The organism is Dyadobacter sp. UC 10, assembly GCF_008369915.1.
GTDB lineage: Bacteria > Bacteroidota > Bacteroidia > Cytophagales > Spirosomataceae > Dyadobacter.
In genome coordinates, this window is the sequence record NZ_VSRN01000001.1 from 5,095,310 (window position 1) to 5,116,145 (window position 20,836).

The 20,836-nt window shown below is 47.9% G+C and carries 19 protein-coding genes and 1 tRNA gene; 17 read left to right on the plus strand and 3 right to left on the minus strand.

The window, feature by feature from the left end; genetic code table 11:
* Positions 1-5: 5 nt before the first annotated feature.
* A tRNA-Asp gene (locus FXO21_RS21080) sits at positions 6-79 on the minus strand.
* Between the two features lie 190 nt (positions 80-269).
* Between FXO21_RS21080 and FXO21_RS21085 the strand changes: the two genes are divergently transcribed.
* The 13 genes from FXO21_RS21085 (at position 270) to FXO21_RS21145 (ending at position 17,031) form a co-directional block, all read left to right on the plus strand.
* On the plus strand, positions 270-1,061 hold the full coding sequence (locus tag FXO21_RS21085; RefSeq protein WP_149641928.1) for a sialate O-acetylesterase: 792 nt from the start codon (positions 270-272) through the stop codon (positions 1,059-1,061).
* A gap of 63 nt (positions 1,062-1,124) precedes the next feature.
* Positions 1,125-2,099, plus strand: coding sequence for a TIGR03885 family FMN-dependent LLM class oxidoreductase (locus FXO21_RS21090; RefSeq protein WP_149641929.1), 975 nt, complete (start codon positions 1,125-1,127; stop codon positions 2,097-2,099).
* A gap of 237 nt (positions 2,100-2,336) precedes the next feature.
* A complete protein-coding gene (locus FXO21_RS21095) occupies positions 2,337-2,693 on the plus strand; it encodes a response regulator (RefSeq protein WP_149641930.1) in 357 nt (118 codons plus the stop codon).
* 214 nt (positions 2,694-2,907) lie between these two features.
* Positions 2,908-4,551 (plus strand): TldD/PmbA family protein, encoded by a 1,644-nt coding sequence (locus FXO21_RS21100; protein ID WP_149641931.1) that lies wholly within the window; start codon positions 2,908-2,910, stop codon positions 4,549-4,551.
* An 83-nt stretch (positions 4,552-4,634) separates the two neighbouring features.
* Positions 4,635-5,951, plus strand: a complete 1,317-nt coding sequence (locus FXO21_RS21105; RefSeq protein WP_149641932.1) for a TldD/PmbA family protein — start codon at positions 4,635-4,637, stop codon at positions 5,949-5,951.
* A 132-nt stretch (positions 5,952-6,083) separates the two neighbouring features.
* The gene (locus FXO21_RS21110; protein WP_149641933.1) at positions 6,084-7,721 is read left to right on the plus strand and encodes a TldD/PmbA family protein; all 1,638 of its coding nucleotides are present in this window, start codon (positions 6,084-6,086) and stop codon (positions 7,719-7,721) included.
* A 120-nt stretch (positions 7,722-7,841) separates the two neighbouring features.
* Entirely contained in the window at positions 7,842-9,179 is a 1,338-nt protein-coding gene (locus FXO21_RS21115; RefSeq protein WP_149641934.1) for a TldD/PmbA family protein, read from the plus strand.
* A gap of 3 nt (positions 9,180-9,182) precedes the next feature.
* A complete protein-coding gene (locus FXO21_RS21120) occupies positions 9,183-9,803 on the plus strand; it encodes a DUF4159 domain-containing protein (protein WP_149641935.1) in 621 nt (206 codons plus the stop codon).
* Between the two features lie 251 nt (positions 9,804-10,054).
* A complete protein-coding gene (locus FXO21_RS21125; protein ID WP_225865784.1) occupies positions 10,055-10,993 on the plus strand; it encodes an AAA family ATPase in 939 nt (312 codons plus the stop codon).
* A gap of 63 nt (positions 10,994-11,056) precedes the next feature.
* Positions 11,057-11,953: a DUF58 domain-containing protein gene (locus FXO21_RS21130; protein ID WP_149641937.1), complete on the plus strand. Its 897-nt coding sequence runs from the start codon at positions 11,057-11,059 to the stop codon at positions 11,951-11,953.
* A complete protein-coding gene (locus tag FXO21_RS21135) occupies positions 11,953-13,164 on the plus strand; it encodes a BatA domain-containing protein (protein WP_149641938.1) in 1,212 nt (403 codons plus the stop codon). Before FXO21_RS21130 ends, FXO21_RS21135 begins: the two co-directional genes overlap by 1 nt.
* The gene (locus FXO21_RS21140) at positions 13,157-15,364 is read left to right on the plus strand and encodes a DUF4175 domain-containing protein (protein WP_149641939.1); all 2,208 of its coding nucleotides are present in this window, start codon (positions 13,157-13,159) and stop codon (positions 15,362-15,364) included. The genes FXO21_RS21135 and FXO21_RS21140 overlap by 8 nt, the downstream gene beginning before the upstream one ends.
* Before the next feature lie 17 nt (positions 15,365-15,381).
* A complete protein-coding gene (locus FXO21_RS21145; protein ID WP_149641940.1) occupies positions 15,382-17,031 on the plus strand; it encodes a hypothetical protein in 1,650 nt (549 codons plus the stop codon).
* Here FXO21_RS21145 and FXO21_RS21150 read toward each other — a convergent pair whose 3' ends face one another.
* Together FXO21_RS21150 and FXO21_RS21155 are read right to left on the minus strand one after the other, a co-directional pair.
* Complete coding sequence (locus FXO21_RS21150; RefSeq protein WP_149641941.1) at positions 17,032-17,838, minus strand: tetratricopeptide repeat protein; 807 nt, start codon at positions 17,836-17,838, stop codon at positions 17,032-17,034. It lies immediately after the preceding gene.
* Positions 17,839-17,869: 31 nt separating this feature from the next.
* On the minus strand, positions 17,870-18,223 hold the full coding sequence (locus tag FXO21_RS21155) for a hypothetical protein (RefSeq protein WP_149641942.1): 354 nt from the start codon (positions 18,221-18,223) through the stop codon (positions 17,870-17,872).
* 20 nt (positions 18,224-18,243) lie between these two features.
* Here FXO21_RS21155 and FXO21_RS21160 point away from each other — a divergent pair, with 20 nt between their 5' ends.
* The 4 genes from FXO21_RS21160 (at position 18,244) to FXO21_RS21175 (ending at position 20,834) form a co-directional block, all read left to right on the plus strand.
* The gene (locus FXO21_RS21160) at positions 18,244-18,612 is read left to right on the plus strand and encodes a hypothetical protein (RefSeq protein ID WP_149641943.1); all 369 of its coding nucleotides are present in this window, start codon (positions 18,244-18,246) and stop codon (positions 18,610-18,612) included.
* 101 nt (positions 18,613-18,713) lie between these two features.
* Positions 18,714-19,232: an RNA polymerase sigma factor gene (locus FXO21_RS21165; RefSeq protein WP_149641944.1), complete on the plus strand. Its 519-nt coding sequence runs from the start codon at positions 18,714-18,716 to the stop codon at positions 19,230-19,232.
* Positions 19,216-19,995: a HEAT repeat domain-containing protein gene (locus FXO21_RS21170; protein ID WP_149641945.1), complete on the plus strand. Its 780-nt coding sequence runs from the start codon at positions 19,216-19,218 to the stop codon at positions 19,993-19,995. The genes FXO21_RS21165 and FXO21_RS21170 overlap by 17 nt, the downstream gene beginning before the upstream one ends.
* Before the next feature lie 50 nt (positions 19,996-20,045).
* Entirely contained in the window at positions 20,046-20,834 is a 789-nt protein-coding gene (locus tag FXO21_RS21175) for a DUF4097 family beta strand repeat-containing protein (RefSeq protein ID WP_149641946.1), read from the plus strand.
* Positions 20,835-20,836: the final 2 nt, after the last annotated feature.

The following is a 20,836-nucleotide window of genomic DNA, read 5'->3' on the forward strand; positions in this document are numbered from 1 at the left end:
TTTTGCGGTCTGGACGGGACTCGAACCCGCGACCCCATGCGTGACAGGCATGTATTCTAACCAACTGAACTACCAAACCAGGCTTTATTTTTCAGCGCTTTTTCTGAAAAACGTGGTGCAAAAGTAGTATTATAATTTTCCGCTGCAAGAAAATTCTATTCAAATTTTCGGCCTTTTTTATAAGATGCTGACATTCAAATGCTCTCAAAGAGTTCTATATTTCGGTCTGATTATGTTTCAAAGTATTAACAGCATCAATTTTTTCTAAAATGATTGAATCCATCCTTGCCCGACTTTTTACGATCTCTTTTTTTGCACTATGTGCTTTGACGGCCGCAGCACAGTCAGTTCCCGAAAAGCTCGATTTGTATTTGCTGATTGGTCAATCCAATATGGCAGGAAGGGGCAAGGCGGACGGGGAGCCGGGTGCGGACTCATCGGGTATCTGGGTATTGAACAAGCAAAATGTCTGGCAGCCCGCCGCCGATCCGCTTCACTTTGATAAGCCGACAGTAACAGGTGTCGGGCCCGGGCTGAGTTTTGCAAAAGAAGTACTTAAAGGCAATCCCGGCAAGCCGATCGGCCTGATACCGTGTGCAGTAGGAGGCAGTGGAATCGATGACTGGCAAACCGGCGTAAAGCACGAGCAGACGGGTATTTATGCTTACGATGAAATGATCCGGCGGGTGAAGGAAGCCAAAAAAACGGGCAGGATCAAGGGCATACTCTGGCACCAGGGTGAATCAGACAGCTCTCCCGGGAAAAACATAGTTTATGAGCAAAAACTGGAAGCTTTTTTTAAAAAACTGAGAAAAGAAACCGGTACAAGGAAAGTACCGTTGCTGGTCGGGACGCTGGGGGATTTTTATGTTGCTTCCAAGCCCGGCGGCGCTAAGATTAACGAAACTATTACCCGTTATGCCGGCTCGCACCGTCATGTATATCTCGTGAGTTCCGGCGGCCTCACCGACCAGGGCGACAAAACTCATTTCGATGCCAGGTCGGCCAGGGAATTGGGTAAACGCTACGCTGAAGCATTTCTCCGGCGTCGGGAAAAGTAGCGCGGTTAATTGGGTCGGGCACAAATTTTGTGCGCCAGCAGCTGATATTAACCGAATACGGCTATGGCAATGATTGGATACCACGCTTCGCACGAACAGTTTTCACCTTCCGAACTGCTTCATTATGTAAAAATGGCCGAGCAGGGCGGTTTCCGCGCTGCTATGAGTTCGGATCATCTGAATCCTTGGAGCAGGCAACAGGGACAGTCGGGACATTGCTTCTCGTGGCTCGGCGCTGCACTACAAATCACTCATTCTATCCCTTTTGGGTCTTTGAGCATTCCGGGTGGCTGGCGGTTCCATCCGGTTGTGGTAGCCCAGGCGGCGGCAACTTTGGCGCAAATGTCTCCAAACCGCTTTCAATGGATCGCGCTGGGCAGCGGGGAAGCACTTAATGAAACGGTGGTTTCACCAAACTGGCCTGCGAAGGAAGAGCGGAATGAGCGGATCAGGCAGGCAGCTGAAATGATGCGCTCACTGTTTCGCGGCGAAACGGTAACCAGCAAAGAGGGTTATCACTATGCGGATGAAGCCAGGATCTGGTCTTTGCCGGAAATTCCACCAAAAATTTTCGGAGCAGCCCTTACTACCCAAACAGCACGCTGGATGGGAGGCTGGGCCGACGGGCTGGTGACTGTTAATAAATCCATGGATGTACTGGCGCAGGTAATGCAGGCTTTCAACGAGGGAGGCGGTGCTGATAAGCCTAAATATGTACAGGTGCACATCAGCTGGGCCGAAACGATGGAAGCAGCCCGCCAGAATGCATTCGAACAATGGAGGGTAAATACGCTCGCGCCCGAGAAATGTGCTAATTTCCGCAAAGTCGCCGAGTTTGAAAATGCCACTGCAGCAATGCGCCCGGAGGATATGGACGAGCATTTGCTGATTTCGACCGATCCCGGGGAATATGTCGGGTATTTGCAGCGACTTTCAGATCTGGGATTTGACGGTATTTTTGTCCATAACGTGGGACGTAATCAGGCCGGGTTCATTGAGACTTTTGGAAGAGAAGTGCTTCCGAGGCTGGCAGGGTAATTTTGTGAAAAGTTCATCCGTGGAGGAAGTGAATGGCGGTAACGCGCTTGTACCGTTAAATAAATTGTTAACCTTTAAATTGTCTGATTATAAGCGAGATATGGATCGGATGAATTAAATTAGAAGAGTGGGTTCAGCGTTTTTGAAGGAAATTTGCTAAGAAAAAGATCTAAAATCTGTTATCGGGGAAAATATTTTGAGACTTTTGCTGCTTAGAAACCTTCCTTGCAAGCGCCTATGAGCATACTTTACATCGATCACGAAGTTAACAACCTGAATTCTTTTAAAGCTACTTTCCGCCGGGATGCAGAAGTTTTTATAGCGAGTTCCACCTCCGAGGGATTTCGCATTCTGGAAGAAAAAGATATCGACGTCATATTTGCAGACCATCAAATGCCCGAAATGACCGGGCTCGAATTTCTCCGGCTAGCCTCCGCCAAATACCCGTCAAGTGTGCGTGTGCTGATGACGGGAAATGCCTATACCGATGAGATCAGGAATGCGGCCATCAAAGGGTTTTTCCACAGGTATATCAACAAACCGTGGGACGAGCAACAGCTGCGGAATCTGATCACCCGGTCTTCCCATAATTAGTTTCAGACTGCCAAATAGCTGCTTCTCAGAACCTCAGGCTGATCAAGATCCTGGAAAAACTCGTGCTGTTTTTTCACGAACATAATGGCATTGCCTTTCTCCGAAAAAAATTGCCAAAGCAACATTTGGTAAAAAAATATATTGATTACATTGTGCAGCCTTTCCTACACAAAATTATCCTTCATCTTTATTTCGAAAGGCCAAACTTTATCAAATGAAACGAAGAGATTTCATGCAGATGTCCGGTGTGGGATTGAGCGCATTGATGCTCCCCAATATACCGGTTATGGGCAGCTCCGTCCACGAAGCGCAATTACTCGATCCGTGGATGGATGCGCCGGCAAAAAAGAAACTGACCGAAGTCGCGCTGAATGCGGCCAAAAGTAAAGGCGCCACTTACACCGACGTGCGTATCGGACGATACTTGCAGCAGTACCTTTTCACCAGGGAAAAGCAAGTGCAGAATATTATCAATGCAGAATCCTACGGGATCGGGATCCGTGTGATTGCAAACGGTACCTGGGGGTTTTCGGCCACCAGCGACGTTACGCCCGACGGCATTGCCAAATGTGCTGCCACTGCGGTGGCGATTGCGAAAGCCAATTCAAAATTTCAGAAAGAACCGGTCGAGCTTGCGCCGCAAAGCGGGGTAGGCGACAAAACCTGGAAAACGCCTATTGTTAAAAATGCATTCGAAATTCCAAGCCGGGAGAAGATAGACCTGCTGATGAATGTGAACGGAAAAGCGATGGAAAATGGCGCCAGCTTCGTTACTTCCAATCTGTTTTTTATCAACGAACAAAAATACTTCGCTTCCTCCGACGGCTCTTTCATCGATCAGGACATTCACCGGGTGTGGCCCACATTTACGGTAACCGTTACCGACAAAGCCGCAGGCAAGTTCAAAACCCGCGACGCGATCAGCTCGCCGATGGGAATGGGCTATGAATACCTTGACGGACTGGCGTCAGAAAAGATCGCGGGGCCAAATGGATTAATAGGCTACCGGAATTCCTACGATATGGTCGAAGATGCGATCGTAGCAGCCAAACAAGCGAAGGAAAAAATGACTGCAAAGTCTGTACAGGCGGGGAAATATGATCTCGTACTCGATCCAAACCACCTCGGTTTGACGATCCACGAATCCGTAGGGCACCCAACGGAACTCGACCGGGTATTAGGTTACGAGGCTAATTATGCAGGTACCAGCTTTGCCACGCTGGATAAATGGCAATCCAAAAATTTCGCTTACGGAAGCAAGCTCGTCAATATTGTTGCGGACAAAACGCAGGCGCACACGCTCGGCGCGGTCGGTTATGACGATGAAGGAGTGCCTTGCAAGGAGTGGGATATTATTAAAGACGGTATACTGGTCAACTATCAGGCGATCCGCGATCAGGTGAAAATAATAGGAGAGAAAGAATCTCACGGATGCTGTTATGCAGATAACTGGTCATCGGTACAATTTCAAAGAATGCCCAACATTTCCCTTAGACCAGGTTCGGAAAAGCGGAGTGTGTTGGATATGATCAAAGGAGTAGAAAAAGGTATTTATATTATCGGAAGAGGCTCGTATTCTATTGATCAGCAACGTTATAACTTCCAGTTTGGCGGGCAGGTCTTTTACGAGATCAAAAACGGAGAAATCACCGGAATGCTCGATGATGTCGCTTACCAATCAAATACCCAGGAATTCTGGAATTCGTGCACGCAGCTTTGCGACAAAGACGATTACCGCACTTTCGGCTCATTTTTCGACGGAAAAGGACAACCCGGTCAGATCAGCGCAGTCTCCCACGGCAGCTCCACAACGAGATTCGACGGGGTGAGTGTGATTAATACGGGGAGGAAGATTTAAATCTAATGATTGAATGACTGAATGAATGAATGTAAAACTGGCAGCTAAAAGCTAACGGCTAAAAGCTAAAGCAATCTTTAACTATGGCTATTTTAACCAAAGAAGAAGCAAAGAAAATAATAGATAAGGTCCTGGCATTTTCCAAATCGGACGAGATTAGCGTTGGATTGTCGGGCAATCGCACGGGTAATATCCGGTATGCGAGAAATTCGGTTTCTACCAGTGGTGAAACTTCGGACCTTTCGCTTTCCGTCACTTCGGTTTACGGCAAGAAATCGGGGACTGCTACTATCAATGAATTCGATGATGCCTCACTGGAAAAAACAGTGCGCCGGGCCGAGGAAATTGCGAAACTGGCGCCGGACAATCCGGAATATGTGCCCATGCTGGGAGCCCAAAAATACCAGGAAAGCAAAGCATTTGCAGAGAGTACAGCTGCTATTAGCCCCGATTACCGCGCTCAGGCCGCATTTAACAGCATTGATCCCTGCGTAAAAAAGAACCTGACGGCTGCGGGGTATATGGAAGACAGCGCCGGATTTTCGGCGATGGGAAACAACAAAGGCCTTTTTGGTTACAACAAAAGCACATCCGTCGACTTTTCGATCACGGTCCGCACGGCGGATGGAAAGGGATCGGGTTATGTGTCACGAGATTTCAACGACGCTTCGAAACTGAATACATCTTCGGCGACCGAGATTGCAATGCAAAAGGCGCTGGCCTCCGTGAATACAAAGGCATTGGAGCCGGGAAAATATACCGTGATCCTGGAACCCACAGCAGCAGCGGACCTGCTGTTGAACGTTACGCGTAACCTCGACGCCCGCAGCGCCGACGAAGGCAGGAGCTTTTTGGGCAAAAAAGGAGGCGGTACGCGACTGGGCGAAAAGTTGTTCGACGAGCGCATTACCATTTACTCAGATCCGATGAATGCCGAAATCCCGGGTTCGCCGTACAGCTTCGATGGCAGGCCGCAGGAAAAAGTGGTTTGGGTAGAAAACGGAGTGGTAAAAAATATGTCCTATTCTCGTTTCTGGGCTGAAAAGCAAGGTGTTAAAGCGACTCCGCCGGCAGGAGGATTTATATTCGAGGGCGGAAATGAGTCCATCGCGGATTTGATCAAAGGCACGGAAAAAGGTATTCTGGTAACCCGGTTCTGGTATATCCGCGCAGTGGATCCACAAACATTATTATATACAGGTTTGACGCGCGACGGTACGTTTTATATTGAAAATGGGCAGATCAAATATCCCGTCAAAAACTTCCGGTTTAACGAAAGCCCGGTGATCATGCTCAATAACGTGGAGGCGATCGGCAAGCCGGTGCGGGCGGGCGGAAGCCTGGTACCACCGATGAAAATCAGGGACTTTACATTTACAAGCCTCTCGGACGCAGTCTAAAACGTTTGACCATTTAAACACAATCACAGCCACACATAATAAGGCTTTTGAATGTGGCTGTGCTTTTTATTAACTTATGATCTGCTGTATTTCAAATCAATCCCCGTCACTATTAGCAAACATATACATACCTTGAAAAGACGAGATTTCATTCAATTGGCTGGGTTAGGGACCGGAGCGTTCATGTTACCCGGCCTTGCAATGGGCAGAAGCGTTTCGCCGGAAGCGTTCCTGGAACCCGGCGTCGACGTAGCTGTAAAAAAGCGGCTGGCGGATGCCGCCCTCAATGCTGCCAAGGCCAAAGGCGCTTCCTATGCGGATGTGCGCATTGGCAGGTACCTCAATCAATTCGTCATCACCCGCGAGGAAAAGGTGCAGAATATCGTCAATACGGAATCCTATGGGGTAGGGGTGCGCGTGATCGCAAACGGCTGCTGGGGATTTGCGGCGGTGGTCGATGTAAATAACGAAGCCCAGATGGCGAAAGCCGCGGAGGATGCGGTGGCGATCGCGAAGGCAAATGCCAGGCTGATGAAAGAACCTGTTCAGCTCGCTCCCCAGAAAGGGTTTGGCGAGGTGAGCTGGAAAGCGCCGATCAAGAAGAATGGATTCGAGGTACCTATTAAAGAAAAGGTCGATCTGCTGCTGTCGGTCAATGATGCAGCGATGAAAAATGGCGCAAACTACGTCAATTCGATCCTTTTTCTGGTCAATGAACAAAAGTACTTTGCTTCCACAGACGGATCTTATATCGATCAGGATGTACACCGGATCTGGCCGATATTCAATATCACGACCATTGATCCGAAAAGCGGGAAATTTGAAACCAGAAATGCATTGAGTGCGCCAATGGGAATGGGTTATGACTATTTACAATCCAACCCTGCCGACAAGGTAACCGGCATTACGACCCGCTATAATATGGGTTATGATATGTTGGAAGATGCTACCGCGGCGGCAAAACAGGCCAAAGATAAATTGACTGCCAAATCGGTCGAGGCTGGTAAATATGATTTGATCCTTGATCCTTCCCACCTCTGGCTGACCATCCATGAGTCGGTTGGTCACCCGCTGGAACTGGACCGGGTACTGGGCTATGAAGCTAATTTTGCAGGCACTTCTTTCGCGACGCTGGATAAGTGGCAATCTAAAAATTTCCAGTACGGCAGCAAGCAGGTCAATCTGATCGCCGACAAATTACAGGTAGGCTCGCTGGGTGCGGTAGGTTGGGATGATGAAGGTGTGAATACCAAAAAGTGGGATCTGGTGAAGGACGGTGTGCTGGTTAACTACCAGGCGATCCGCGACCAGGCGCATATTATCGGCGAAAAGGAATCGCATGGTTGCTGCTACGCCGACAGCTGGAGTTCTGTTCAGTTTCAAAGAATGCCGAATGTTTCGCTGGCTGCCGGAAAAACGCCTCTGTCGGTAGATGAAATGATAAAGGATGTGAAAAAGGGCATTTACATTATCGGTGACGGTTCTTTTTCAATAGACCAGCAGCGTTACAATTTCCAGTTTGGCGGTCAGCTTTTCTATGAAATTAAGGACGGAAAAATTGTCGGAATGCTGAAAGATGTGGCTTATCAGTCCAATACGCAGGAATTCTGGAATTCGTGTGTACAGGTCTGCGATGAAAAGGACTATCGTCTGGGCGGATCTTTCTTTGACGGAAAAGGTCAGCCGTCGCAATCGAGCGCGGTTTCGCACGGCAGCTCGACGGCCCGTTTTAATGGAGTGAATGTGATTAATACAGCGAGGAAGATATAATGACTGAATGACTGAATGACTGAATGATTGAATTTTAGAATTAATCACTCAGTCATTCAGAAACCATCCATAGAACCGGCAACCCCGGCCATTCAATCAATCATTCAAAATTAAAATATCATGTCAATCATTTTATCAGAATCAGAAGCGAAGGCATTGTTGCAGAAAGTGCTGAGTTACTCCAAAGCGGATGAATGTGAGGTGAATATTTTGGGGGAAGAAAGAGGGAACATCCGCTACGCAAGGAACGAGGTGTCCACCAGCGGCTCGCTGATCAACCAAAACCTATCCGTCCAATCCGCATTTGGTAAAAAAGTAGGAGTTGCGACGATCGACGAATTCAGTGACGAATCCATACAAAAAGTTGTAAAAAGGTCCGAAGAGCTCGCCCAGCTGGCACCCGAAAACCCTGAATATGTCAGTGTGCTTGAACCGCAGACTTATCAGAAAAGCACCGGTTTTTTTGATTCCACAGCCGCAATCAATGCAGATTTCCGTGCCGGTGCAGTTGGTAACAGCCTCGATATAACCCGGTCAGAAAACCTGACAGCGGCCGGTTTCCTGGATAACCAGAAAGGGTATTCGGCGATGATGAATTCAAAGGGGCTTTTCGCCTATTACCCCAGCACCAACGTCAATTTTTCATTGACTGTAAGAACTCCCGACGGAACCGGATCTGGTTATGTAGCAAGGGGTTATAGTGATTCTAAAAAGCTCGATACCGTAGCTGCTACGAAGATCGCTGTCCAGAAATCGAAAGGATCAGTGGGTGCGAAAGCTTTGGAGCCGGGTAAATATACCGTGATCCTGGAACCGACGGCCGCCGTTGTTTTGCTGGAAAACATATTTTTTAATTTAGACGCAAGAAGTGCCGACGAAGGAAGGTCTTTCTTAAGCAAGCCAGGCGGAAAAACGAAGCTGAATGAGAAGATCGTCGACGAAAGGGTCAATATTTATTCTGACCCGTCCAATCCTGACCTGCCGGGCTCACCCTGGTCGGGAGAGGGGCTGCCGATCAATAAAATGAACTGGATCGAGAAAGGCGTGGTGAAAAATATGGTCTATTCCCGCTACTGGGCACAAAAAAACAATGTTAAGCCGGTTCCTTTCCCTAGTAATGTGATCATGGAAGGCGGTACGGCCACGATGGAGGAAATGATCAAGTCTACCAAGCAGGGGATTCTGGTAACAAAACTATGGTACATCCGCGAAGTGGACCCGCAAACTTTACTATTGACCGGACTCACCCGCGACGGTACTTTTTATATAGAAAACGGCGTTATCAAACATCCGGTCAAGAACTTCCGTTTTAACGAAAGTCCTGTGATCATGCTTAATAACCTCGAAACCCTGGGTAAGGCAGAGCGGGTGGTGAGTACCGAATCCGAACGGAACTATTTGATACCGCCTATGAAAATCAGGGAATTTACATTTTCATCACTTTCGGACGCGGTTTAAGTATTGAAGCCTTTCTTTTTCACACGTATTCAATACACATCGGGAAACTGGGACACCGACCAGCGAATGCCTTCCAACCTGTTGCATTCGCTGGTTGAATATACTACGATACCGATCGATGAAAAGGAAAAGATCGTGCAGCTGAATAGCAATGAAATCTTCAAAAGTCCATTTTGTTACCTGAGCGGGCACAAATTGGTTGAATTTTCGACACAGGAACGCGACCATTTCCGCCGGTACGTTCAGAATGGCGGCTTCGTTTTTGTTGACGATTGTAACCACGATATTGACGGGCTTTTTGCCAAATCCTTTGAACAGGAAATGGAGCGAACATTTGGGCCGAAAGCTTTACAGAAGATCCCGAACAATCACCCTATTTACTCAGCCTTCTTCAAATTCGAAGACGGCCCCCCAACGACCTCATTTGAATTAAACGGCTGGGGCGACGACCTCGTACACGATTACCTCAAAGCAATCACCATCAACGGTCGCATCGGCGTGTTGTACAGCAACAAAGATTATGGCTGCGAATGGGATTACGATTTCCGTAACAAGCGGTTTCTGGCTGTCGATAATACGAGATTTGGGGTTAATATTGTGGTTTATGCGTTGATGGGGGGGTAGGGGGAGGAAGGGAGGAGCCTTTGCCGGTGTTGTCACCGGCAACCGATATGCGGATCGCAAGTTGTTGGTGACAACACCAACAAAGGCTGAAGAAAGGCTGACACACCAACAAAGGCTAACACACCAACAAAAGCGCAAAAACAACCCTGAACCATTTCGAACAAAATCCTAAACAATATCCACCAAGTCACTAATTTAAATTGAATACTTCGCCGGAACATTACAGATTGTTAGTCGCAAAGCTTCCCTTGTTGAAGACGGAAATCGCCAAGGTTATCGTCGGGCAGCGGGAGGCTATTGATGAAATACTGATTTCACTGCTGGCTTCGGGGCATTGTCTGCTGGAAGGTGTGCCGGGGCTGGCGAAGACTTTGATGGTTAAAACCATGTCAGAGGCGCTGGATATGAGTTTTAAGCGGATACAATTCACACCGGACCTAATGCCGGGTGATATTGTGGGAACCGAGATACTGGAAGAGGACCACGAAACGGGAAAGAAATTTTTCAAATTCAACCGCGGGCCGATATTCGCCAATGTAGTCCTGGCCGACGAAATTAACCGTACCCCGCCCAAAACGCAGGCTGCGCTGCTCGAAGCAATGCAGGAAAAAAGCGTAACCTACGCAGGTGATAATTACCAGCTTCCCGACCCGTTCCTGATCATCGCCACCCAAAATCCGATCGAGCAGGCCGGTACCTATCCGCTGCCGGAAGCGCAGCTAGACCGGTTTTTGTTGTATATCAAACTGAGCTACCCCAACGAACAGGAGGAACTCGATGTACTGAAAACCACGACGGGGGCGCAACGAGCAAAGGTTGAACGCATACTTTCGGACACAGATATCCGCGATCTTCAAAGTCTGGTGCGGCAGGTGCATATCAGCGACGAGCTGATTGTCTGGATTAACAAACTCGTACGCGCTACAAGACCGGAAGGCACGCCGTCGGACTTCGTGAAAGAATGGTGCGATTGGGGAGCAGGCCCGCGCGCTGGCCAGGCGCTCGTATTGTGTGCAAAAGCCAGGGCAGTTTTAAATGAACGTTTTGCGGTAGTTCCGGAAGATATTCAAACGCTCGCTTACCCGGTGTTCCGTCATCGTATCGCCATGAATTTCAGGGCCGAAGCGGAAAATATTACTAGCGATCAGGTGGTAGGAGAGTTGCTTAGGCTAGTACCCTCCGCCCCCTGAAAAGGGATTTTTTCAAACTAAGCTACAATCAAGAACACCCATCCAGAGGTGAAACCAATACCAATGCAAAAGCAAACCGGTTTACTGGCGTCACAGCTCATCAAGCTCAAAAACCTGCAACTAGCCGGCAAGCTGGTTAGTGAGGAGTTGATGCTTGGGATCCATTCCAGCAAGCGCTCGGGTATTGGTATCGAGTTTGAGCAGTATCGGCACTACGAGCCGGGGGATGACCCGAAACGCATTGACTGGAAGCTGTTTGCACGTACCAATAAGCATTTGGTCAGAGAATCTTCTACCGAAAGCAACCGGCAGGTCCGCTTTGTATTAGATCTTTCCGGCTCCATGAGTTACAGTGAAAATGGGGTGAGCCGCCTGCAATATGCGCAGATCCTGCTCGCGTCACTGGCTTATCTGGGCTATATTCAAAATGACCAAATGAGCCTGTATGCACTGAAAAACGGGATTGTCGAAACTTTGAGCGCCACAGGTTCGGGCGGCTCAGGGCGCCAGGCTTTCCAGAAAATATTGGTCGGACTGGAAAAAGCGGTTGCTTCCGGAGCGTGGAAAGCAGCTGAGGGGAGCAAGCTTTTGGAATTGCAATCGCGCAAGAAAGAGCAGCTGATTTTCGCAAGCGACTTTTTACAGGCAGATAACGAGTGGCTGCAAGTGATCCGCTCGCTCGCTAATCCGCATCGTGAGATCATTATTTTTCAGATTTTAGGCGAACAGGAAGCCGCGTTTTCATTGGAAGGTTTTTATCGTTTCAAAGATCTGGAAACCGGCCGGGAGGTAGAGCTGGATGCAGGCTCTGTCCGGGAAAGATTCAGGAACGCGCTGGAAAGCTATCTCGAAAACCTCAAAACTGAACTGCAACTGCCACAAGTGCATTTGATTACCGTGAGACTGACAGACCCGATCGGAATGGTGCTGAAAGCATTTTTAACCAAAAGAAAAGGCTGATGGAATTTTTGCAACCCTGGATGTTATGGGGGGCTACGGGGGTAATTTTACCTATTGCAATCCATTTCTGGTATCAAAAAAAGGGAGAAGTAATCGAATGGGCGGCTTCTCGCTGGCTTTTTGATGAAACCTCTTTGAAACACCGGGGTATCCGTTTGCACGAAATTTTACTATCACTGATCCGCTGTCTGCTGGTTTTGCTGCTCGCATTGATCCTCAGCCAGCCAATCTTAAATAATTTGAAAAATAGCGCTGCCGATAGAACGGTACATATTGTTGAACCCGATCCGGCTGTGGTCAATAACTATCGGTTCGAACTTGAAAATGCAAAGAAAGCCGGAGAAAAAGTGATTTGGATCAATAAGGAGGCTGCTGAAATGAAAACAACCGGCGATATTCCAAGGGTTAACAATCCGGTATCCTTTCTTCAAAATACGATTAATACCGTGTCGGAACCCGGTGTGAAATACAAGATTTACCTTAATTCAAGCCAGAAGTTACTCAACTATCCCAAAATCTATGTGCCTGGTGTATTTAGCTTGCACCCGGCAACGGATCCGGCAAGCGGCGGGACGCTGCCCTATTTGGCGATTAACAGCAAAGAAAAGCTCGCAATTGATCCGCAAACCGGCATTTTGCATAAAATTGCGGCAGAACCCGCGGGGTATCGTTTTGCCGAGGCACCTGTGCATTCAGGTAAATTTGATGTTCTGGTCAGATTTCAAAATAGTCTTGAAGGGGAAACCGTGAAGGCAGCTATTGGTGCGTTGGGAGAAGTTTATCAGATTCCTTTTAACATGGATGAAAAGGAAACTGCGGGCAAAAAGTACGATTGGGTATTGTCCGACCAGGTACCGGGCGTTGTCAATCCGCAATCGCTTTATGTAATTTCTGGCCAGGCCAGTCCAGTTCAGCACGAGAGAAATGTGCATTATCTGCCTGATTCTTTGCGGCTATCTGCTTCTGAACTTGTTCAGAATGGAAGATTGCCTGAGTGGCTGGGAGAAATTATGACGACGCACTATGGTTTGAATGAAAATGGCGGATTACTGAGCATCAGGCAGTTGCAAGGCAGGTTTGTCGAGGTAAAACCGGCTGCCGAGCTTGCCGCTGATTCGCTCAGGCGCTGGCTGCTGCTGTTACTTGTGCTCTTGACGATGCTTGAAAGGTGGCTTGCATTACGGAAATCAACCCCGGCGAGTTATGGATAATTGGCGGAAACTGGTCAGCAAGGTTAGAAATCAGTTGTATCTGGTCAGCGGGATCCGATGCATATTGCTTGCTGCGTCTGCATATTTGTTTGTCGCTACGTTCGTGCCGGATATTTATGCAGGAATTGCGGGTTTAGTAGCGCTCGTGTTCGGAATTTGGCGCACAGGTTTGTATCAAAATAAAAAGCAGACAGCTATCATTCTGATCCACAGATACAGCGCTGAAACGGAATTTAGTTTGCATTTACTTGAAAAAGAGGAGCTTAATATAGCAGAGCGAATGCAACTGGAACGGATTGGCGCACGGTCAGCGAAGTTCTCCCATTTGAAATTATACACACCATTAAGATCCTATACGGTTATTGTGCTTGCGGCTGCGGCAGTTTATTTATTTTATCCTCAAATAAAACCCAGCGCAGCTGTTACAAAAAGTGATGTTTTGAAGAAGGTTTTTTCGACAAAAGAAAATCCTCGAAAACTGCCTGCACTGGCTTCTGCAAGTGTCTTTATCCAGCCGCCTGCTTATAGTCGCCTACCGGCGCGGGAGTCTGCGGATCTCAACGTAAGTACATTGGCAGGCTCGCGGCTGCGGTGGAATGTGGCGTTTGACGATGCGGAAAAGGTTGCCGTGAAACTCGCGAATATGCGCGGCGAAGAAGTGTCATTTTTGAAAAAAGCAGGCTCTTTTGAATATGCAGACGCGGTTACCGGCTCCGGTTTGTACACGATCAAAGCCTATTACAAGGATTCGCTCTTTTATCAGTCTGACTTTTATAAGCTGGAAGCGGTACCCGATTTACCGCCCCAAATCGAACCTGCGTCGAAAGAGCTTTACCAATATCACTTTTTGAAAGACAGCAAATCAATTAGAATTTCTGCCAAAATATCGGACGATTTTCAGGTAAGTCAGGCATTTATCGTTGCCACTGTGGCGCGTGGCGCGGGGGAAAATGTGAAGTTTCGGGAGATAAAATTTCCTCTTTCGCCCGGGCAGTTTAAGGAAGCCACGATTCAAAAAACCATCGATCTCAAAGGATTAAATTTTTCGCCGGGTGACGAGCTGTACTACTACTGGGCCGCGGCTGACAATAGAAAGCCAGAGGCAAATTTTACCAAATCAGATACTTATTTCATTGTATATAAGGATACTGCGCAAATTGAAGAAGCTGAGCTGGCCACCATGGCCGTGAATATTATGCCCGAGTATTTCCGTAGTCAGCGACAGATTATCATTGATACCGAGAAGCTGCTGGCGCGACAAAAAAAGCTTTCAAAACAGGCATTCAATAGTGCTTCCAATGAGATTGGATATGATCAAAAGTTGCTCAGGCTGCGTTACGGACAGTATTTAGGTGAAGAATTTGAGACTAATATAGGCGGAGGCGCGATACCTGAGGAAGGCGGCAATATCGTCGACGCATTTACGCACCATTCCGATGGAACCGGTGAAGGTGCCGCCGAACGGGCAACAGAACCGGCAAGTGAAAAGCACGACCACGACCATCACGACCACGGAAAGCCAGCTGACGGTACTGACTCCAAAGATCCGCTGGCTGCTTTGATGGAACAGTACACCCACTCGCACGATGACGCTGAAACAAATACTTTTTACGAACAGTCGACACGCAGCCTGCTGAAAATGGCTTTGGAACAAATGTGGCAATCGGAGCTGCATTTGCGCACTTATGAGCCGGAAAAGGCGCTTCCATTTGAAAACAAGGCGCTCGAATACCTCAAAACCGCGCAACAAAAGGCGCGTACCTATGTGAAGAAAAGCGGCTACGATCCGCCGCCGATCAAACAAAATGAAAAGAGACTGACAGGCGAATTGAAAGAGCTGGCGGCTGATTTTAATACCAAAAAGCAATATCGCGAGAAAACAACGGCGCAGCTTGCAGCCGAAGTACTTGGTTTTCTGGACCAGACAGCAATACGGAAACAACAGCAGGCGCAATTACAGCTGGCCGGTAATGCGCTCAGTGAAAGGCTGCTGAATGCGGAACCTACGAAAAGCGCTACGCGGCTTTGGCAAACAATTGCAGCATTACAGAAGCTGGCTGGCGGCAAGACCATTTCAAATGCCGAAAAGCAGCAGTTGAAGACGGAACTTTACAAATATTCCAATCGTGCCCTGCAAACCAGAAGTGGCTATTCCAGCAGCAAAAAGCTGGAAGATGCCTTCTGGAAAAAAATGCATTAGCGACAAACCCACACTAAATGATCCAATTAGACTTTGACTTGTCGGATACGTGGAGCCTGCTTGTGCTGGTATTGGCGATTGTGCTGCTGCCCTTGCAATTGTGGCTGCTTCTTAAAAGAGTCGAAATCCGGTCGGCGAGCAGGCTGCGTTTAAAAATTTGCTTGAATGTATTGCTTTGGCTGAGCCTGATTGCGTTTATTTTACAGCCTTATTTCAGCTGGCCAATGCGATCCCTAACCGGGATTGTCGCCGGAAGTGAAGTGCCACGGAATGCGATAGAAAGTTTAAGGGACAGCTTGCCAAACAGTGAATTGTTGCCTCCGATATCGCTTCGGAAAAAAGTACCTGATACGCTGGTGCTTTTTGGACAGCAAATACCGCAATCCGTTTTCGCCGGTCTGCAACTGTCGCACCGCCGACCTATTCTGAAATGGATTCCTTATTTCAGCCCGGACGAATTACGCCGGTTAAATTGGAAAGGGGTTTTGGATCACGGAGCCATGCAGGCGATCCATGGCAGTATTGAATCTTCGAAAAAGCAGGTATTAAAGGTTTCTTTTGGAGCTAATGTGCTGGATAGTGTTATCTTGAATCCTGGAATGAATGATTTCAGGATTGACTTTCCCGCATTCGCACAGGGCCGTACTGCGGTAATACTTGATCTGGCCGGTGAACCGGTAGATACGCTCAGGTTTTTTGCACGGCAGGTAAAGCCGCTAGCAGTGAGGTTTAAACTCGAAAGTCCTGATTTTGAAACGCGAAATCTCGCTGCCTGGCTGGGAAAAAATGGAAATGCGGTGACTTATGACGCGTTGATTTCCAGGGATTTGAAGGCGTCTGTCGAGATCAATAGGGCAGAAGTGCCGGAGCTTTTTGTAACTACTCCCGGAAATGCAAAGGATCCCGCAATCCGAAAGGCTGTGTCCGGTGGGGCGAGCATTCTGTTCCTTGGTTTTGAAGATCCTGCGACCCAGCTTTCACTAATCAATACTGCCTTAGGTACTCATTTTAAGGTTCGAAAGATTTCGAATGAATCGATAGTGGATGTTTCGGCCGGGCTTACTGCGCTTCCATTTGGATTTGCTGCTTCGCCGGGGCAGCTGGAAATTCCTGGTTTCCCGGTCGCGGTAGAAAAGCGTACCGGGAAAGTGGCGGTTAGTTTGCTCAATGAGACTTTTCCAATGCAGCTGGCTGGTGATAGTATGGGGTATCAAAAAGTTTGGGGCCAAATACTTGCATATCTGCGTCCGGTGCAGGAAAATGGTATTGGTATCGTCGCCCCCGTAATCGCCGGAAGCCAGAATCAAATTGAACTAAACAATGTGAAGCCCGGAGGCAACCTTTTGAAATGGGGGGCGGACACACTATTTACAGCCCCATCACCTTTTAACGAAAATGCAAAAAACGGGGCACTCATACCTGCCACAAGCGGATGGATCTCATTGGGGGATTCTTTGAATGCCGAAGTATTTGTTGAAGAAACCTCAGACTTTGCCGGCACTTCGCAAGTCAGGGATTTTGTAAATGCCTATGAAAATCAGCTGTCCGGACTTAAAGGAGACCGGGAAAATCTAAAAGGTGTTACCGCCAGATTGCCGGACTGGTTCTGGCTTGCATTATTGATAACCTGCTTTGCCGCACTCTGGATCGAAGCGAAATTTTCGTGATCAATATTTGTCGAGATCGGCGAGGGTTACCTGTCTGGGGTACGGTACATAATGCGAATTTGGCTCGTTGATCTGGTAACCCTCTTCCAGATATTGCCTGGACTTTTGGAAATAGACCTGGTGCTGCCTGTTGCCTGTCACTTTCATGACGAGGCCCATATAATAGTTAGCAGTGGGATGCTGTTCATATTGCTGTAAACACTCGCTGAACTTCTCCTGGGCTTTATCCAGTTCATTGGCCAGATAGTACGTAATTCCGAAATACAGTAAGGTGTTATAATGAATATCGTTCTTCCCTTCACCGCGCTTCTGCGTTGCAATATCTTTTAAAAAGTATTGCTCCGCTTTTTCCAGGTCACCAGATCCCAGATAAGCCATCGCGATAAAAAATGAAAAAGTATGGTCCATCGTGAATGCATGCGGCATTGTTTGCTCGGCTGTCTCAAAATCAGCAATTGCTTTTTCATAGTTTTTAGCGAGAATGCAATGCAGATATCCGCGATAGGGGAGCCAGCGGTTTGTTTCAAGTTCCACAGCCTTGTCAATGTTTGCGAAAAGCTGCTCGAAGTCCCGGCTTGCGATAAACCCAAGCGCCTTTTCCTGGTAGGTTTCTGAGATATTGGGACAAATTGAAATAAGTGAATCGTAAATCTGCCCCCGTGCAGGATCTTCAATCGCGTAGTTATCAGCCCTTTTTGAAAATTCCCTAAATAAACTGTCCTGAACAGCTTTTGATGTACAGTCGGGTTGACTGAAAGCCATATTTGCGCAGCAGGCGAGCAGTAGCAGAATGAGCGGGAGTTTCATAGGGGTGAGTCTGTTTTTAAAAGCTAAATTTCTAAATAAAATTATTGTATTTCATATTCACTTGGCCGGCACTTTGCTTCACGCCGGTGCCGATGTTGTCACCGGCGCTTGTCGCATGTTGTTGGTGACAACACCAACAATGGCGGGAATTATTGTATTTCATATTCACTTGGCCGGCACTTTGTTTCACGCCAGTGCCGTCACCGCAGCTTTGTCGTATGTTGTTGGTGACAACACCAACAATGGCGGGAAACGATTGTATTTCATATTCACTTGGCCCTGCGCTTTGTTTCACGCCAGAGCCAGTGTTTTCACCGGCGCTTTGTCGCATGTTGTTGGTGACAACACCAACAATGGCGGGATGGCGGAAATGATCGTATTTCATATTCACTTGTTGCTGGCGCTTTGTTTTCCGCCGGTGCCGGTGTTGTCACCGCCGCTTTGTCGCATGTTGTTGGTGACAACACCAACAATGGCGGGATGGCGGAAATGATCGTATTTCATATTCACTTGTTGCTGGCGCTTTGTTTTCCGCCGGTGCCGGTGTTGTCACCGGCGTTTTGTCGCATGTTGTTGGTGACAACACCAACAATGGCGGAAATGATTGTATTTTATATTCACTTGGCCGGCACTTTGTTTCACGCCAGTGCCGGTGTTGTCACCGGCGCTTTGTCGGATGTTGTTGGTGACAACACCAACAATGGCAAATTCAAATGTCCTGCCAAAGTCAAAAGCCGCTTTTGTGGCGTTGTTGAAGGATTGGGCCGGGTTTAGCTGTTTGAATGTGGACGCTTTCTGTTCGCGACCGGACGTCCCTGAAAAAATATTCGAAGGATTTGTAACGAATATCACACTCAATCGTCTTTGTCATTGAAATGGATTTACAAACCTTCAATCAACGTATTTTGCCCGTCCAGGGTCGCCTTTTCCGATTAGCGCAGATGTTTCTTCGCAACCGGGAAGAGGCAGAGGACGCCATCCAGGATGTGTTGCTTAGGTTGTGGACGAACAGACAGCAGCTCGAAACTTATCAGAGTATAGAAGCGCTGGCGGTGCAAATGACAAAAAATCTCTGCCTGGACAGATTGAAATCTCACCGGAACCAAAAAATGGAAAGCGGTTCAGATATTACAGAAGTGCAGGCAGGCGAACAATCGCCTTATGCGCTACTGGAAAGCAGCGATAGTTCAAGACTGATCCACCAGCTGATTGGTGGTTTACCTGAACAGCATAAGCTGGTGCTTCATTTGCGTGACGTGGAGGAGTATTCATTCGAAGAAATTGAAGAAGTAACCGGCCTGAGCAACGCCAACATTCGCGTGATACTTTCAAGGGCGAGGCAGAAACTGCGTGAGAGCTACCTTAAAGCGAGCAATTATGAAAATGGATATTGAAAAACTGTTAGAAAAATATTACGAGGGTGAAACCAGTATTGAGGAAGAAAAAGAACTCAAAAGGTTTTTCAGTGAAGAAAATGTGCCTGATCACCTCGCAAGTCACGCCGCACAGTTCGGTTATTTTACGGATGCTAGAAACGAGTATCCGTCCCTGACCTTCACAAGCGGACTGGCAGCCAGGCTCGACCCACCACAGCAGGGGCCTGTTCGGAGGTTCACAGGCTGGGTGGCGAGGATTGCAGCGGGTCTGGTACTGCTTCTCGTCGGTTTTTCCGGGGGATATGTTTTCCAAAGCGGGAAAAACGACGGCCATGTTGCCGATGCAGCTGATGAGGCATCTGTCAATGCAATGAAAAATGTGCTCACGTTTGAGAAGATGTCCGGCACTTCCGCCAGCGAACGCATTCAGGCGGTTAATAAAAGTTATGAGCTATCCAATGCCGACAGGGAAACCACTCAGCTTTTGATCAACACTCTCAATTTTGACCCTAACATTAATGTAAGGCTTGCGGCTTGTCAGGCATTGCTGCATTTTGAGAATGAACCAGAGGTAAATGAAGCGTTGATCCGCTCTCTGGCCATTCAAACAGACCCCAATATCCAGATTTCGCTGATCGAAGCTTTGGTGGCACTCAGGGAAAAGCGCGCTAACGATCAATTTGTGCAGCTTGCGCAAAACCAGGAAGTCATGGAAGTGGTCCGCCTCAAAGCTGAGCAGGGAATCAGTGAGCTTAATAATGTCAATGTCCGCAGCCTGTAAGGGGCTGGCTTGAAAATCAATCATAGTACCATTATTTTTTATCAAAAACCATGAAAAAGACACTGTTAATGTGTGTAGGGGTATTGTTTTGCCTTGCCAGCGTGCAGGGGCAGACCCGCGAGTTTAAAACAAAACTGGCCAATTCGAAGGACAAGAAGGTGGTCATGGAGATGGCTGCTGCCGACGTGAAGATCGAAGGCGGCGCTTCTGATGATCTGGTCATTCAGGCTTCATCGGGTTTCGAAGCGCCACCCGAGCGTGCCAAGGGATTAAAGCCACTTTACTATACCGGCGTGGATAACACGGGGATAGGGCTTTCAGTGACGAGTGAGGGCAATGTCGTGAAGATCGAAAAAGTGACGAGAAAAGAGGTGAAATACACGATCCGCATACCGAAACAGGCGGGAGTATTGTTTCAGGAAACCAACTGGCAGGGTGGGTCAAAACTGGTGGTCAATAATATGAGTGGTGATCTCGAAATCCGGACTAATGGCGCGAATATCAACCTGAACAATGTAACCGGCCCGGTTGTCGCGAATAGTACCAGCGGAAATGTTAATGTGGTTTTCTCGAATCTGAGCCAGTCCAAACCCACTGCTATTTCATCGATCAGTGGCGAGATAGACGTGTCACTGCCTGCCACCGCGAAATCCGATATGAAACTCAGGTCTATCAACGGTGAAATGTATACCGATTTTGAGCTGGGGGTGAAAAGCTCAAAAGAAGGGCTTTCCCGTGTGGGAGGAGGAGGGAATATTGAAGGCAGTACAAATGGAGGAGGGGTTGAATTACAGCTTAATACGATCAGCAGCAATATTTATATTCGTAAACAGAAATAAAA